Raw genomic sequence first — 14622 nt, 5'->3', positions numbered from 1 at the left:
AAATGTTTACAGGATTAGTAGAAGCAACAGGGAAAATACTGGCCGTTACCGACAACGAGGGCGGCAAACGCATCAAGATAAGCGCACCGTTCGCGTCATCTTTGAGCTACGGGGAGTCTGTGGCGGTAAATGGCGTGTGCCTGACAGTGGTCGATTTTGCTGAAGACGGATTCACTGCTGACGTCATGCCAGAGACGCTGCGAGCATCCAACCTCGCAGAAGTAGAAAAAGGGCAAGTTGTGAACCTAGAACGCGCCCTCAGCCTTCAGGATCGCCTAGGTGGCCACCTGGTTCAAGGACACGTCGATGGAGTAGGCAAATTAGTTACTAGGCGCCGTGGGCAGCGATGGGACGAGCTCACCTTCTCTCTGCCGACCGAGCTGGCAAGGTATGTCGCGCGAAAGGGATCAATCACGATCAATGGGGTATCGCTCACCGTGACTGAGGCGGGCGAAGCCTCCTTCGGGGTAGCGCTGATTCCAACCACTATGCGTGAAACCAACATGGGACTGCTTGAAGAGGGCGACGCAGTCAACCTGGAAACTGATGTTATTGCAAAATATGTTGCCCGTCTGGGAGGATACGATGACTGAATTTCGTGTTGCCTTGGAAGAGGCTTTAGAAGAACTACGTAAGGGCAAGCCGATCCTGGTAGCGGACGATGCGGACCGCGAAAATGAGGTCGATGCGATATTTGCTGCTGAGACCGCTACTCCCTCGACAACCGCGTGGGTGATCAGGCATTCCTCCGGATACCTGTGCGCGCCAATGACTAATGACCGAGCCGATGCTTTAGAGCTGCCGGTTATGGTCGAGCAAAACGAAGATTCTTTGCGGACTACCTACACGATCACCTGTGACGCCGCTAGCGGGGTCACCACAGGCATTTCTGCGGCTGATCGGACAACGACGCTGCGAGCGTTGGCGCGCAAAGAGCCTGATCCGCGAGCACTAATAAGGCCTGGTCATGTGGTGCCGCTAAGAGCCCGAGATGGGGGAGTCCTGGAGCGTAGTGGACATACTGAAGCTGCAGTTGACCTGACTAGGTTGGCAGGCTTGGTGCCGGTAGCCGGAATCTGCGAGTTGGTCAATGATGACGGCACTATGATGCGCCTGCCGCAGGCGCGCAAGCTGGCTGAGGAATACTCACTAAAGGTAATCACTATTGCCGATCTGGTTACTTTTAGAAGGCAAAGTGAATCTGCCGGAGAAGCGGGGGTGGCTCCCGTGGAAGCTGCCCCTCGAGTTGAGCGAATTGCGCAGGCGAAATTGCCCACTGATTTTGGCGAATTCACCATCACCTCGTATCGCGATCTTACTACCGGTGCCGAACATGTAGCGCTGGTGCCTGTAAAGAAAAGTGAGCATCTGCCGCTTGTGCGGGTGCACTCAGAATGTCTGACTGGGGATGCTTTTGGCTCGAAACGGTGCGACTGCGGTCCGCAGCTGCACGAAGCCATGCTGCAGGTGGCTAACGAGGGTGGGGCGATTGTCTATTTGCGTGGCCACGAAGGGCGCGGCATAGGACTATCCGAGAAGGTGCGTGCATATCGCCTCCAAGATGAGGGCGAAGATACGGCTCAGGCGAATCTATCGCTTGGTTGGCCTGTAGATATGCGTGAATATGGCGCTGCCGCCGCGATCTTGGAAGATCTGGGAATTACTCAAATTCGCCTACTCACCAATAATCCCGACAAAGTGAGGCTCGATACCTCCCGAGTAGAGGTGAAAGAGGTAGTACCTCTTGTAGTTGGGGTAGGACCAGAAAATATTGAGTATTTGCGGACCAAAGTTAGGTTGGGGCACACCCTAAACCTGGATTCTTTTTCGATGGAAGGACAAAAATAATGGCAGGAAGTGGAATCCCCTCTCTGAAGGTTGATGGGAAGGGCCTGAAAGTTACCATTGTGGCGGCACAGTGGCATAAGCAAGTAATGGATGGTCTTATCGAGGGCGCCAAGCGTGCGTGTGCAGACGCCGGTGCGCAGGCAATGACAGTACGAGTACCCGGCTCTTTTGAGTTGCCGTTGGCATGCAAGACTGCGGCACAGAAGGCGGATGCGGTAGTCGCCCTCGGCGTGGTAATCCGGGGTGGCACCCCACACTTTGATTATGTCTGTGAGGCGGCTACCAACGGGCTAACGCAGGCGTCGCTGCTAACTGGCACTCCAATCGGGTTTGGGGTTCTTACCTGCGACAACGAACAGCAGGCGCTGGATCGGGCGGGACTGGAAGGTTCCGCCGAAGATAAGGGGTATGAAGCTGCTGAGGCGGCAATGGCGATGGTGGCCACTTTAGAGCAGGTAGGTGCCTAGCTCTCGCCCGCAGTGAAATAAATGTGCCCAGGTGGTAGCTGGGGGCCTCGACCGCGTAAGATTAGCAGTCGAGGCCCCCGGGTGCTAAAAGGAGATGAGGATATGGGTAGCTCTCGCCAGCTGCAGGTTCTAAGCGCCATCGTCTCCGACTACGTAAACAACAGGGAACCGGTGGGATCGAAGGCTCTGGTTGAACGCTACGATTTGGGTGTTTCTTCAGCTACTATCCGCAACGATATGGCGGCACTGGAAGAAGCCGGTTACATCTACCAACCACACACTTCTGCTGGGCGAGTCCCGACCGACAAGGGGTATCGGGCTTTCGTCGACCAGATCGCACATTTGAAGCCGCTTTCAAAACCGGAACGCACCGCCATTGAGAAGTTGCTCGCTGGGGCAGTCGATATTGACGACGTCATGGAACGAACGGTGCGGGTCCTGGCACAACTAACTAGGCAGGTGGCGGTCGTGCAGTATCCGTCTATGCACCGCGACAAACTTCGCCACCTTGAGGTTGTGCCAATTGCAAGCCGATATGTTTTGCTCGTAGTAATTACCGAGGTGGGCCGGGTAGAACAGCATCCGCTCGAGGTACCGGAGCAAGTAAATCCCGCCCAGTTGACGGCCGCGGCAGCCTGGATCAACCAGACTTTTGCTGGCAAGGGTTCAACCGAATTAGAAGAGGGCAAGGAACTAGTATCTGCGCTTCCGCCCGAAGTAGCTGGACTGGTTGCCCTTATCATAGATGCCCTGTTGGTGGCTTTACCTACTGCCGAAGATCGGATCGTAATGGCGGGCACGGCAAACCTAGCTCGGGCTGGCACCGATTTCGCACACACTATTGGCCCTGTTTTGGACGCTCTCGAAGAACAGGTGGCTCTGCTCAGGTTGTTTGCTGAAATGGAGCAGGGTAGTGTTGCTGTCTCGATTGGCTCTGAGAACCGCCATGATGGTCTTTCTGAGGCCTCGGTGGTAAGCGGAACATACGGAAGCGAGGACGGACTGACTGCCCACGTGGGGGTAGTTGGTCCAACTCGAATGGATTACCCGGGAACGATGCGTTCTGTAGGAGCGATTTCCCGGTACCTGACACATTTCCTATCCAACTGAAAGGAATAACGGTTGAAGGACTACTACGAAGTACTGGGAGTGCCGCGTGATGCCTCACCAGAGCAAATCAAGCGTGCCTACCGCAAGCTTGCTCGTAAGCTTCACCCGGACGTTGCAGGTCCTGGTCATGAAGAGGACTTCAAAGAGGTTTCAGTAGCCTATGAAACCCTGTCTGATCCGTCCCGGCGGCGCAAGTACGACATGGGAGGCGACACCGGCAATTTCGGTGACGCATTCGGCGGTTTTTCAGACATTTTTGAAACCTTCTTCGGTAGTGGTGGGGCCGCTAGCGCAGGGACTGGCCCCGTGCCCCGAGGGCGGCGTGGACAAGATTCCCTTACCGTTGTCGAAGCCAGCCTGGCAGATGTTACTTTCGGCGCCACTAAGGATGTCGAGATCAATACTGCTGAGGTGTGCTCGAACTGCGATGGTTCCTGTTGTAAGCCCGGTACTTCGCCTCGGAAATGCGAGACCTGTGGAGGACGAGGGGCTGTGCAGCGTACTGTGCGTTCCTTCTTGGGGCAGATGGTCACCTCGGCTCCCTGTGCATCCTGCCAGGGGCATGGCACGATCATTCCCGATCCGTGCCCAGAATGTGCCGGGGAAGGACGGATCCGCACTAAGAAGACGATCAAGTTGGATATTCCTGCCGGAGTCGAGCACGGTACTCGCATTCGTATGGCAGGACGCGGCGAGGTCGGCCCTGGCGGCGGTCCGGCGGGAGACCTCTATTTCGAGATCCATGAGCAGCCTCACCCGGTGTTCAAGCGGCAGGGCGACGAGCTACACACAGAGGTGAGGGTGCCAATGACTGCTGCGGCGCTCGGGACCACCTTCACGCTTACCACTCTTGACGGCGACAAAGAACTGACGCTCGAACCGGGAACGCAACCGGGCGAAGACGTGCTCATGCGCGGACTCGGCGTCACCCACCTGCGGCGTTCTACTAGAGGAAATCTTCACGTACATATAAACGTTGAAGTGCCGAAGCACTTGAACGAAGAGCAGCGGGAATTGCTCAAGCAGCTCGCGCAGCTACGCGGTGAAGAAAAGATAATCGCCGAGGGCGAGGACACGGGCATGTTTGCTAAGTTGCGTGACAGGTTCACTCGATGAGCCTGCAATCTTTCCTTTTCCCGCACACCGATGAGTTGGTTGAGGGAGCCACTGTAGGTTTGGCTGGCGAGGAAGGTCATCACGCCGCCTCCGTGATGCGAATCCGCCCGGGCGAGGAAATCTTTCTGGTAGATGGGAAGGGGCGGCGCGCTCGCGGCGAGGTCCTTCAGGCCAGCAAGAATCAGGTGCAGGTCAAGGTCTTGGCTACTGTGAACGAGGCATTTCCGGGTAAACAAATCACCCTGGTGCAGGCTCTAGCCAAGGGTGGGCGAGACGAGATGAGTATCGAGACCGCCACCGAGCTGGATGTCTTCGCGGTGATTCCGTGGCAGGCCGATAGGTCCACTGTGCGATGGAATGGGCCAAAGGTTGAAAAAGGAGTGCGCAAGTGGCAAGCCAAGGTAGCGGCAGCTACCAAGCAATCTAGACGTTCTTACATCCCCGAAGTCGCTTCCCTTGTGGGCACTAAGGCACTGGCCAAGCAGATAGAGGAAGCGGTAGCAAATAACACCTTGGTGCTGCTCCTACACGAAGAGGCCGAGACGCCCTTGATGCAACAGCCGCTCCAAGAAGCTGATCGTATATGGTTGATAGTTGGCCCAGAGGGAGGCATAGGACAGGCAGAAACCGAGCTGCTTGTAAAAAGTGGCGCTCGCACTTGCAAATTAGGGAGCACAATTTTACGCACCTCAAGTGCCGGGCCCGCAGCACTGGCTTATATTGCCGGTACGTGCGGGGCATGGAACAGTTAAGATAGTTCCAGAGCAAGGAGGAACCCTGAGCACTATAACCATCCCGGAGGGACTAGCTCCGGTAACACTTTTCGGCGCTGGCGATAGCGCACTTAGAGCAATAGAAGACGGCATGCCGAGTGTCGATATTCGGGTGCAAGATCGCACGATCCACGTGGAAGGGCCTGCCGGCGTGGTGCAGGCGGTGACCGCACTTTTTGAGGAGTTAATTTCGCTTGCCGAATCCGGTTCTCCTTTGGGGCCCGATGAGGTGGCGCACGCGGTTTCGCTGTTGCAAGCTTCCCAAGAGAAGCAGGCTACCGTTTCCGCGGCTGTTCTTTCTGCGCGTGGCCACGCAATTCGTCCTCGAAGCGAGACGCAGGCCAAGTACGTGCGGGCAATGGACGAGTCGACTGTGGTGTTCGGGATCGGCCCGGCGGGTACTGGCAAAACCTACCTGGCAATGGCTAAAGCAGTACAGCAACTGCTCGATGGGGTAGTACGACGCATTATTGTTACGCGTCCTGCCGTCGAGGCCGGAGAGTCGTTGGGATTCTTGCCTGGCTCGCTTACCGAGAAGGTGGATCCGTATCTACGCCCAGTTTATGATGCGCTCGGGGATATGCTTGAGCCCGAAACCTTGGTTGAACTGCGTGAGTCGGGCACTATCGAGGTGGCACCGCTGGCTTACATGCGCGGGCGTACTCTAAACGATGCCTTCATCATCCTTGATGAGGCGCAAAATACCACCAAGATGCAGATGAAGATGTTCTTGACCAGGCTTGGGTTTAACTCGACCATGGTGATCACAGGAGATCCGACCCAGGTCGATCTTCCCAAGGGCAACCTGTCAGGTTTAGTGGATGCGGTGAACGTGTTGGCCGGGATTGACGGCATCGAGTTTTGTAAATTCTCCAGTGCGGATGTAGTGCGCCACGCCACTGTCAGGGCCATTATTGACGCCTACGATCGGCGAGACAGTGCTAAAGAGAGGCTGAAGCATGAGTACTGAGGTATGTAACGAAACCTCCTACGAGGTCGACGAAGCAGAGTTTGCTGCGCTAGCAGCGTTCGTGTTGCAGAAGATGCATGTCTCTTCCAGTGCGGAACTGTCTATCATGTTCATTGATCCTGAACCCATGGAGGAATTGCACGTGCGGTGGCTGGGTCTGGAAGGGCCAACGGACGTGATGAGCTTCCCAATGGATGAGCTGCGCCCCGGCACCGCTGAAGATCCCACTGAGGCAGGGATTTTGGGGGATATTGTGCTGTGCCCCCAAGTTGCCGAAAAGCAGGCTAGCGCTGCCGGACACTCGACTACCGAGGAAATGCTCCTACTGACCGTCCACGGCATTTTGCATCTGCTTGGATATGACCATGCTGAAGAAGAGGAAAAGAAGGTCATGTTTGGCCTGCAGCGGAAGTTGCTGCTTACTTTCCTAGCGGAGAAAGATTGAAGGAAGTAATTTGGCTGGGCGTACTAGCCCTAGTTTGCCTAGTTCTTACCGGATTCTTCTCGGCCGCAGAGACTTCATTCTTACGCCTGTCTAGGGCAAGAGTTGAGGACCTTGTAGAGGACGGACGCGAGGGCGCCGAGGTCGTGCGGAAGATTATCGAGCACAAGGCGTTGTCGCTTACTGCAACCAGGGGAATGCGCATCATATTCTCTACTTTGGCGACCGTCATTATTGTGCTCGCTGTTAATTTTCCGTGGTGGCCTACCTGGGTGCGGATTCTAGTAGCAGTGCTAATTTCGGCGGGAGCAGCCTGGCTCATCTCCGGGTTGTTCGGTGATTCCGTTGGCAGTCGCAATCCGGAATCTGTAGCCCTTCTGGCTGCGAAGCCGGTGTGGGCCGCGACCTATCTGCTTGCCCCTGCGACCAAGGCTTACCTGTGGCTTCGCCCCGAGTCTGCCCTTACTGAGGCAGAGGCGCGCCAGGTAATGGCCGACGATCTTCGCGAGATGGTAGACGAGATGGGCGAGGAAGAAAGCCTCGAGATCGAGGACGAGGATCGCGAACTTTTGCGATCTGTCTTTGAGCTGGGAACTACCTTGGTACGCGAGATAATGGTCCCTCGCACCGAAATGATTACGGTAGATAAGGACACGCCGGCTTACAAAGCAATGAGCCTTTTTGTGAAGTCTGGGTTCTCGCGTCTTCCAGTTACCGGTGAAGACACCGACGATGTGCGGGGAGTGCTGGTACTGAAGGATCTCTTGGGCAGGGTTCACCGGCATAGTGAATCCAAACAGGCGCCGGTTCACACAATGATGCGCCCCATATTGTTTGTTCCCGAGACGGTTTTACTCGATAACCTGTTACGGCAAATGCAGGCCTCTGGCGACCATATTGCGATGCTGGTAGACGAGTACGGAGGGATTTCCGGCCTCGTCACCCTCGAGGATCTAATTGAAGAGGTTGTGGGCGACGTTACCGATGAGCACGACCATTCCAAGGCGGAACCGCGCCAGCTTGCTCCCGACACTTGGGAGGTTCCGGCAAACTTCCCGTTGGATGATTTAGGCGAGCTATTCGACTTGGAAATTGAAGATGAAGACGTAGACACCGCGGCGGGATTGTTGGCAAAGGCACTAGGGAAAGTGCCACTGGCCGGTGCCAGTGCCCCCGCGCAGGGGCTAGACTTGACAGCTGGTGAAGCAACTGGGCGACGCCGCACCATTACTACTGTGATCGCACGGTGTAGAAACGAGGACAAGTGACTGATTTTCCATCTGACGAAGAGCTAATGGCTGGCCCTTCCGCTGTAGAGGGAATGTCTCTACCGCAGACGCCAGAGGACTTTGTAGCCGGTTTTGCGACGATCGTCGGGCGTCCTAACGTTGGCAAGTCCACACTTACCAATGCGATCGTAGGCAAGAAGATAGCCATTACCTCGATGCGTCCAGAAACGACCAGGCATACCGTGCGTGGGGTACACACCAGCGACGAAGGCCAGCTCGTGTTGCTGGATACTCCCGGTTACCACCGCCCTCGAACCCTGCTGGGCAAGCGCCTCAACGATCAGGTGCGCGAGGCACTAACGCAGGTCGACTTGGTATTCTTCTGTATCCCGGCTGATCAGAAGATTGGTCCGGGTGACCGTTTTATCGCGCGCGAGTTGAAATCGGTGAAGGTGCCGGTAATAGCCGTGGTAACCAAGTCTGATCTGGTGGGTCCAGAGCGGCTGCTACCTCAGATTGATGCTGTCTCGAAGTTGGGGGATTGGGCCGAGATCGTGCCCACCTCGGCAGCCAAGGGGAGGCAGGTTGACGACCTGATCTCGGTTGCCATGAAATATTTGCCAAAATCGATGCCGCTGTACCCCTTGGATGCCAAGTCGGATGAATCTGACAACACGATGATCGCGGAGTTTATTCGCGAAGCTGCGCTAGAGGGGATGCGCGAGGAGCTGCCTCACTCTCTAGCAGTCCAGGTGGAAGAGGTAATTGAGCGCAAGCCGGTAAAAGGGCAGAAGAAGCCGCCGCTGCTCGACATCCACGTCAACATGTACGTAGAACGAGACTCCCAGAAGGCAATAATCATTGGCAAGGGAGGCTCACGGCTGAAGTGGATCGGGTCGAACGCTAGGCAGAACATCGAAGAGTATTTGAATCGGCGGGTTTATCTTGATCTGCATGTTCGCACTGCTAAAGATTGGCAGTCCGATCCGAAGATGTTAGGTAGGCTCGGCCTTTAGTGTCAAAAGGCGGACTTTAGCAATCCAATACATAAAGTGGTGTTAGTTTTTACTTTATGAGGTTGTTCCTTCTGCTTAGTTGCCGCGGCGAGTCCTGATGTGCCGGTTCCTCGTCGTGGAGTTAGCCGTACCGGCGAAACGACTATGTGGAAGTGAATACTAATGCGAACGACCGGGAGAAGCTCTACCCAACAACCTTCGGCCATGCCGGTATCTAAATACCGTCCTGCCAGTGAGACTAACCCACTGTCTCTGCCCGATAGGACGTGGCCGGCCAAGACGATCACTAAGGCTCCAAGGTGGCTATCGACGGATTTGCGCGATGGCAACCAGGCACTTATCGAACCGATGTCGCCGGAGCAAAAGCGAAAGATGTTCTCGCTGCTTGTGAACATGGGCTTCAAAGAAATCGAGATCGGTTTCCCTGCGGCTTCGCAGACAGATTTTGACTTTGTACGTTCCTTGGTAAAGGACAGTGCAGTACCAGAGGACGTGACAGTCTCTGTTCTGACTCAATCTAGGGCAGATCTGATTGACCGCACTTTTGATGCAATCGATGGTCTGCCGAGGGCGACTGTGCACCTCTACAATGCCATCTCCCCATTGTTTCGCGAGGTAGTTTTCAAGAATTCGAAACAGGCTACGGTGGATTTGGCCGTTACTGGGGCCCAGCAGATAATCGCTACGGCAGAGAAGCGACTTAGCGAGGAGACGATTTTCGGCTTTGAGTATTCTCCTGAAATTTTCGTGGATGCCGAGATCGATTTTGCCCTGGAAATTTGTAATGCCGTTACGGGAGTGTGGCACCCCGATGCGGATAGGGAATTGATAATAAACCTTCCGGCTACTGTGGAACGTACGAGCCCTAACGTGTTTGCGGACCGGGTTGAGTATATGAGTCGGAATTTGGCTCACCGGGAGCACATCGCCCTCTCTGTTCATACTCATAATGACCGCGGCAGTGCTGTTGCTGCCGCTGAGCTGGCAATTATGGCGGGAGCCGATCGCGTTGAAGGATGCCTCGCTGGGCAGGGGGAGCGCACGGGGAACGTTGATCTAGTCACCCTTGCTATGAATTTGTTTAGTTCGGGCGTGGATCCAATGCTCGATCTGTCGAATATCGACGAGGTAAGGCGAACTGTAGAGCACTGTACAGGGATGCGGGTGCCGGATCGTGCTCCCTACATGGGGGACTTGGTCTACACGTCGTTCTCGGGCTCGCACCAAGACGCGATTAAGAAGGGCTTTGCGGCGCGAAAGGACCAGCTTGCTAAAGCCGGCTCTGAAGAGGACGTGCCCTGGCAAATCCCGTATTTACCCATCGATCCGCATGACGTGGGTAGGTCCTATGAGGCGGTAGTGCGGGTCAACTCGCAGTCCGGCAAGGGCGGGGTGGCCTACGTCATGGCTTCGAAGTTCAACATCGACATGCCGCGCCGGCTCCAGATTGAATTTTCCCGGATTATTCAGCGGCATACTGACACTTATGGCGGCGAGATTGACCCCGACGCAATGTGGAACATTTTTGTCGATGAATATCTGCCGTATGGTGCGGCTAAGGATGAAAGCGTGCGCCCGTGGGGTAGATTTGCGCTGCGGGCAGCTTCATCTATCACGTTTACTGACGGCAATGACGAGGTTGTAGAGGTCACCTGTGACTATACGGACGAGGGAATTCCTTGCAGTATTACCTCTCGTGGCAATGGTCCCATTGATGCGTTCTGCCGTGGATTTGGCGAGGAGGGAATTGCAGTTCACGTGCTCGACTATTTCGAACACGCAATGTCTTCTGGCCATGACGCGGTTGCAGCCGCATTTGTCGAGGCTGACGTAGATGGGCAGGTGCTGTGGGGAGTCGGCATTGATCCGTCTATTACCAGGGCTTCTTATAAGGCCATTATCTCGGCAGTGAACCGTTCACTGCGTTAAACAGTTGTGGGGCCCGAGGGCCCCACAACATGTAGCTGATTGCTATTCAGCCGGTGCTAGTTTCTGTCCGGCGTGGATGTGCCTTGAGATCCATGGGGACAAGGCTGCAAGAACCACGGCAAGAACGACTGCGATGCCGCCGACAACCAGGAACATCTGGTGTGCCGGCAACTCGCCGGTAGCCTTGAGCACCTGGGCACCAATTGACTGTCCGGCTGCGGAAGCTAAGAACCAGAGCGATAGTGCCTGCGACCGGAATGCCTTGGGAGCCAACAGGGTGGTTGCTGCCAGTCCGACGGGGGAGAGGCATAGCTCGCCAATAGTCTGGATGATGTAGCAGATGGTGATTACCCACCAAGGAGCCTTCATATTCAGGTAGTGGAAGGCAAATGCGCCCAGCCAGATGAAAGACAGGCCAGCCAGCGCGAGGCCGACGGTGAACTTGACTGCGGTTGAAATGTTGCGGCCTCGTGTTTCCCAGAAGCGTGCAAAGAAGGGGGTAAGTAGCACGATAAAGATCGGGTTTACAGCTGCAAAGAGCTCCGGCGACATGTTGAAGAGGCCGGTATTCAGGTCGGTGTTGTTCTTCTGGAACGAAGCCATGGAAGAGGAGGCCTGCTCAAAGATCATGAAGAACATCATTGCGGCAATGAATAGCGGAATGAAGGCGCGGAGACGAGACCGTTCATCTGCCGTTACCTGCTTGGAACGGAACATGACAATGAAGTACACGATCGGTGCAACCAACGAAATTATGGTCAGCGTATCGATCACGTTTACTAGGAACGAGTTTCCAGTGACCATGTGAACGATAAGGAACAGAACAACAACGGCGACCAGTCCGGCCGCGCAGATCATGGTGATGCGGCTCTTTTCTTCGTCGCGAACTGGAGTAGGCACGGTGTCGGCTTCAGCTGGCAGATACCTGCGCCCAACTACGAAGCAAACTAGTGCCAGCACCATGCCGATTGCAGCAAGCGAGAATCCGGCGTGGTAGCCACCAAAAGAACGCACTGCGGAAACCGCGAAGGGCGCAACGAAAGATCCGATGTTGACGGACATGTAGAACAGTGAATAGCCTGCGTCGCGCTTGGGGTCGGTCTCGTCGTAGAGTTGGCCGACCATGGTCGCGGTGTTCGGCTTTAGAACGCCGGAGCCGATAGCTACAAGAATGATGCCAACGTATGCAGAGGTCTGCATGGGAAGAGAAAGACACGCGTGGCCCAGCGCGATGATGATGGCGCCGTAGAGTGTAGACCGCCGCGGGCCCCAGAGGCGGTCGGACACCCAGCCGCCCAGAACAGCGATCAAGAAGATCGATGCTGAGTAAACCTGAACTAGTGATTCGCCAAGGGACTGCTCAAGCCCCAAACCATTGTTAGCAACGGTGTCGACCAAGAAGTAAAGCAGGATCGCACGCATTGAATAGTAGCTGAAGCGTTCCCACATCTCGGTAAAGAAGATTGTTGTAAGCCCAAACGGGTGCCCAAAAAATGTTTTTACCTTGTTGGGGTGTTCGGACCGGCTGACGGGCGACGATTGCTCGCTCATGCGGTCTTTCCTTCCAGGAATAGGTGGGTCGCGTCGCCAGTTGACGCGACGTGTCTTTATCATGGCTATGACACAGATAGCATTGTTCGCCTAATACGCTCTTTTATGCAAACTGAGACGCAAATTTTGCATATAGGGTGATCTTAATCACGGAGGGGTAATTGGTTAGGACTTACCGAGATTATGCCATTGTCCTGCGCACACATAAGTTGGGCGAGGCTGATCGCATTATCACGGTGCTTAGCCGTAACTACGGGCAAATACGCGCGGTAGGCAAAGGCGTTAGAAGAACCAAATCTAAACTTGGGGCGCGCTTAGAACCTTTCTCGGTGATTGACTTTCAGGCATACCGAGGGCGGAACCTAGATACCTTCACGCAAGTAGAGCCAATTGCCGAATACGGTCGGCAGATTGCTGCCGACTACGAGCTGTATACAGCTGCCACTGTCATGGTTGAGGCGGCGGAAAAATTAACTGTGGAAGGGGCTTCTTCACCAGCCCATTTCAACCTGTTGCGTGGTGCGCTTCACGCTCTTGCGCATCGGCGGTTGCCACGAGAGCTGGTCATGAATTCTTATCTTCTTCGCGGTCTTGCCCTATCTGGGTGGGCACCTTCGTGCTGGGATTGCGCTATCTGCGGGGCACCCGGCCCTGGCGAGGCATTCTCTACTACCGCAGGGGGAGTGGTTTGCGGGAATTGTCGTCCTCCTGCTTCTGTGAGCCTGGAGCCGGAAGAAGTTGCGTTAGCCGCTGCTTTGCTAACGGGGAACTGGCAGGAAGCACTGAAGTCTCAGTCGCCTGCTCGGTCTAAGATTGGGGGGCTGGTGGCAGCGTACGCCCAGTGGCACCTGGAACGGCGTCTGAAATCTCTAGCAGTATTGGAGCGAGGAATATGAATGAAGTAGCAGGTCCTGCCGAGGGCGAGAGGCGGGTTCCGTCCTCGTTGGTCGCCCCAACGCACGTGGGAATCATTATGGATGGGAACGGCAGGTGGGCTAATGCTCGCAAGCTGCCACGCACAGAAGGCCATAAGCGAGGCGAAGTGGCTCTTATGGACACGATTGCCGGGGCTCTAGAAGCGGGAGTGCGGTACCTGTCTGTGTATGCCTTCTCTACAGAGAACTGGAAACGGTCGCCGGCAGAGGTGCGCTTCCTTATGGGATACTCCCGCGACATTTTACGGAAAAGGCGCGATAGGCTGCACGAATGGGGCGTGCGGGTGCGGTGGGCAGGGCGCAAGCCAAAGCTGTGGAAGTCAGTGATAACTGAGCTGCAGGCGGCCGAGGAGCTCACCAAGAATAACACCAAGATGGACTTGGTGATGTGCCTCAATTATGGAGGCCGCGCTGAGTTGGCCGATGCGATGAATAAGATTGCCTCCCGCGTTGCACAGGGCAAGTTGAAGCCAGGCTCGATAAGCGAGGCAACCGTGGGAAAGAATCTCTATTTGCCGGATGTTCCCGATGTAGACTTGTTGATTCGCTCCGGCGGCGAGCGTCGACTCTCGAACTTTCTGCTGTGGCAATGCGCCTATGCTGAGCTGGCATTCTCTCCAAAGCCCTGGCCCGAATTCCGCCGCGAGGATCTGTGGGATGAATGCCTGGCCTTTGCCGGTCGGGAGCGCCGTTTTGGGGGAGCCGTAGACCGAGTTTAGGCGGTGCGCTTTTTGCGCATGTATACAACGAGGGCGATAACTGCAGCTACGGCGAGCACAGCCACGATCGCGTAGGGACTGCCTGCTAGCGCAGAGAAGGCAGCGTAAAAGGCGGCCATCCCAACGGTCGAATAGATACCCGCCCAAGCAAGGTAGCCGGGAATTGCTGCCAGGGTGTAGTGGGTCCAATTCATTGCCAGGGAGCCAGCGGCCAGGTGGATCATGGTTTGGAAGCCGATGGTCAAAAACGACAGGGGGATAGCTAGTAGACCCCATTTATTGATGAAGCGTACTGCCTTGTCGAAACCATCTGAGTCCATCTTCGCGGTGATGGTTTGAGCGAGGTGGCTGTGTGATTTGGAAGCGCCCTTGCGAATGGCTCCCACTGATCCGCGCGCTAGCCAATAGGTAGCCTGCGAGCGCCCGGCCACAACCACTACTAGGAAAGCGAAGAAGAAAACCCAGGGAAAACCCTCTAGAAAGCCAGGAACACCACTCATAGGCTCAGGTTAGCTGT

The 14622-nt window shown here is 55.5% G+C and carries 15 protein-coding genes; 13 read left to right on the top strand and 2 right to left on the bottom strand.

Translation table 11 applies throughout. The features are described 5' to 3' along the window. The first annotated feature begins 2 nt into the window (after nt 1-2). The 11 genes from QP400_RS09415 (at nt 3) to leuA (ending at nt 10900) form a co-directional block, all read left to right on the top strand. Complete coding sequence (locus tag QP400_RS09415; protein WP_004806215.1) at nt 3-593, top strand: riboflavin synthase; 591 nt, start codon at nt 3-5, stop codon at nt 591-593. Then, complete coding sequence (locus tag QP400_RS09410; protein ID WP_004806216.1) at nt 586-1848, top strand: bifunctional 3,4-dihydroxy-2-butanone-4-phosphate synthase/GTP cyclohydrolase II; 1263 nt, start codon at nt 586-588, stop codon at nt 1846-1848. The genes QP400_RS09415 and QP400_RS09410 overlap by 8 nt, the downstream gene beginning before the upstream one ends. Continuing rightward, nucleotides 1848-2315, top strand: a complete 468-nt coding sequence (ribH, locus tag QP400_RS09405; RefSeq protein WP_004806217.1) for a 6,7-dimethyl-8-ribityllumazine synthase — start codon at nt 1848-1850, stop codon at nt 2313-2315. Before QP400_RS09410 ends, ribH begins: the two co-directional genes overlap by 1 nt. Before the next feature lie 102 nt (nt 2316-2417). Beyond that, entirely contained in the window at nt 2418-3425 is a 1008-nt protein-coding gene (gene hrcA / locus QP400_RS09400) for a heat-inducible transcriptional repressor HrcA (RefSeq protein ID WP_004806218.1), read from the top strand. 12 nt (nt 3426-3437) lie between these two features. Then, nucleotides 3438-4541 carry a molecular chaperone DnaJ gene (gene dnaJ / locus QP400_RS09395; protein WP_004806220.1) on the top strand — a complete coding sequence of 368 codons (1104 nt, stop codon included), beginning with the start codon at nt 3438-3440 and terminating at the stop codon, nt 4539-4541. Beyond that, a complete protein-coding gene (locus tag QP400_RS09390) occupies nt 4538-5293 on the top strand; it encodes a 16S rRNA (uracil(1498)-N(3))-methyltransferase (RefSeq protein WP_004806222.1) in 756 nt (251 codons plus the stop codon). The genes dnaJ and QP400_RS09390 overlap by 4 nt, the downstream gene beginning before the upstream one ends. 112 nt (nt 5294-5405) lie before the next feature. Continuing rightward, entirely contained in the window at nt 5406-6284 is an 879-nt protein-coding gene (locus tag QP400_RS09385) for a PhoH family protein (RefSeq protein ID WP_101485665.1), read from the top strand. Continuing rightward, nucleotides 6274-6729 carry an rRNA maturation RNase YbeY gene (gene ybeY / locus QP400_RS09380; protein ID WP_004806226.1) on the top strand — a complete coding sequence of 152 codons (456 nt, stop codon included), beginning with the start codon at nt 6274-6276 and terminating at the stop codon, nt 6727-6729. The genes QP400_RS09385 and ybeY overlap by 11 nt, the downstream gene beginning before the upstream one ends. Continuing rightward, nucleotides 6726-7994, top strand: a complete 1269-nt coding sequence (locus QP400_RS09375) for a hemolysin family protein (RefSeq protein WP_004806228.1) — start codon at nt 6726-6728, stop codon at nt 7992-7994. The genes ybeY and QP400_RS09375 overlap by 4 nt, the downstream gene beginning before the upstream one ends. Nucleotides 7995-8020: 26 nt before the next feature. Beyond that, the gene (era, locus tag QP400_RS09370; RefSeq protein WP_081499172.1) at nt 8021-8971 is read left to right on the top strand and encodes a GTPase Era; all 951 of its coding nucleotides are present in this window, start codon (nt 8021-8023) and stop codon (nt 8969-8971) included. A gap of 162 nt (nt 8972-9133) precedes the next feature. Continuing rightward, a complete protein-coding gene (leuA, locus tag QP400_RS09365; RefSeq protein WP_004806231.1) occupies nt 9134-10900 on the top strand; it encodes a 2-isopropylmalate synthase in 1767 nt (588 codons plus the stop codon). A 42-nt stretch (nt 10901-10942) separates the two neighbouring features. Here leuA and QP400_RS09360 read toward each other — a convergent pair whose 3' ends face one another. Then, the gene (locus QP400_RS09360; protein WP_004806233.1) at nt 10943-12451 is read right to left on the bottom strand and encodes a peptide MFS transporter; all 1509 of its coding nucleotides are present in this window, start codon (nt 12449-12451) and stop codon (nt 10943-10945) included. A gap of 161 nt (nt 12452-12612) precedes the next feature. Between QP400_RS09360 and recO the strand changes: the two genes are divergently transcribed. Beyond that, entirely contained in the window at nt 12613-13347 is a 735-nt protein-coding gene (gene recO / locus QP400_RS09355; protein WP_004806235.1) for a DNA repair protein RecO, read from the top strand. Then, nucleotides 13344-14105 (top strand): isoprenyl transferase, encoded by a 762-nt coding sequence (locus QP400_RS09350; RefSeq protein ID WP_004806237.1) that lies wholly within the window; start codon nt 13344-13346, stop codon nt 14103-14105. Before recO ends, QP400_RS09350 begins: the two co-directional genes overlap by 4 nt. Here the strand turns inward: QP400_RS09350 and QP400_RS09345 are convergent. Further along, nucleotides 14102-14605 (bottom strand): SNARE-associated domain-containing protein, encoded by a 504-nt coding sequence (locus tag QP400_RS09345; RefSeq protein ID WP_004806239.1) that lies wholly within the window; start codon nt 14603-14605, stop codon nt 14102-14104. The two genes, QP400_RS09350 and QP400_RS09345, sit on opposite strands and share 4 nt — an antisense overlap. Nucleotides 14606-14622: the final 17 nt, after the last annotated feature.

Source organism: Winkia sp. UMB3158 (assembly GCF_030217145.1).
GTDB lineage: Bacteria > Actinomycetota > Actinomycetes > Actinomycetales > Actinomycetaceae > Winkia > Winkia anitrata.
Note: the sequence above shows the minus strand (reverse complement) of the source record. Positions and strands in the feature narration are given on the sequence as shown.

Excerpts from the sequence above, each read along its gene's own strand:
- ybeY (WP_004806226.1), top strand. The coding sequence starts at position 6,274 with ATGAGTACTGAGGTATGTAACGAAACCTCCTACGAGGTCGACGAAGCA.
- hrcA (WP_004806218.1), top strand. The coding sequence starts at position 2,418 with ATGGGTAGCTCTCGCCAGCTGCAGGTTCTAAGCGCCATCGTCTCCGAC.
- QP400_RS09360 (WP_004806233.1), bottom strand. The coding sequence starts at position 12,451 with ATGAGCGAGCAATCGTCGCCCGTCAGCCGGTCCGAACACCCCAACAAG.
- QP400_RS09415 (WP_004806215.1), top strand. The coding sequence starts at position 3 with ATGTTTACAGGATTAGTAGAAGCAACAGGGAAAATACTGGCCGTTACC.
- QP400_RS09385 (WP_101485665.1), top strand. The coding sequence starts at position 5,406 with ATGCCGAGTGTCGATATTCGGGTGCAAGATCGCACGATCCACGTGGAA.
- QP400_RS09345 (WP_004806239.1), bottom strand. The coding sequence starts at position 14,605 with ATGAGTGGTGTTCCTGGCTTTCTAGAGGGTTTTCCCTGGGTTTTCTTC.
- QP400_RS09390 (WP_004806222.1), top strand. The coding sequence starts at position 4,538 with ATGAGCCTGCAATCTTTCCTTTTCCCGCACACCGATGAGTTGGTTGAG.
- leuA (WP_004806231.1), top strand. The coding sequence starts at position 9,134 with ATGCGAACGACCGGGAGAAGCTCTACCCAACAACCTTCGGCCATGCCG.
- QP400_RS09350 (WP_004806237.1), top strand. The coding sequence starts at position 13,344 with ATGAATGAAGTAGCAGGTCCTGCCGAGGGCGAGAGGCGGGTTCCGTCC.
- era (WP_081499172.1), top strand. The coding sequence starts at position 8,021 with ATGGCTGGCCCTTCCGCTGTAGAGGGAATGTCTCTACCGCAGACGCCA.
- QP400_RS09410 (WP_004806216.1), top strand. The coding sequence starts at position 586 with ATGACTGAATTTCGTGTTGCCTTGGAAGAGGCTTTAGAAGAACTACGT.
- ribH (WP_004806217.1), top strand. The coding sequence starts at position 1,848 with ATGGCAGGAAGTGGAATCCCCTCTCTGAAGGTTGATGGGAAGGGCCTG.